Source organism: Yersinia sp. 2542 StPb PI, assembly GCF_048593855.1.
Classification (GTDB): Bacteria; Pseudomonadota; Gammaproteobacteria; order Enterobacterales; family Enterobacteriaceae; genus Yersinia; species Yersinia enterocolitica_E.
This window is the reverse complement of record NZ_JAZGQA010000556.1, coordinates 1-281: the sequence shown is the minus strand read 5'-3', so window position 1 is coordinate 281 and position 281 is coordinate 1. Positions and strand designations below refer to the sequence as shown.

The window sequence follows — 281 nt, the reverse complement described above, 5'->3', positions numbered from 1 at the left end:
GATTCACTCAAAGAAGGGCGAATGAAATGAAATTAAAATATAAGCTAGAAGAATATACGGAATCTGAATTCATTGAACTGATCTCAATAATAATTTCAGATGAAGGTTCAGAGGATGAATTAGATTTTCTTTTGGAGAATTTTATACAAGTTAGTGAGCACCCTTCAGGAACAGATTTAATTTATTACCCAGAAGATGGCGCAGACGATAGCCCTGAAGGAATACTTAAATTAGTCAAGAAATGGCGGGCCGAGAACGGCAAGCCCGGATTCAAAGAATAA

1 protein-coding gene is annotated in these 281 nt (G+C 36.3%); it reads left to right on the top strand.

All coding sequences use genetic code 11. The features are described 5' to 3' along the window. Positions 1-26: 26 nt before the first annotated feature. Positions 27-281 carry a bacteriocin immunity protein gene (locus V1952_RS22725; protein WP_372560094.1) on the top strand — a complete coding sequence of 85 codons (255 nt, stop codon included), beginning with the start codon at positions 27-29 and terminating at the stop codon, positions 279-281.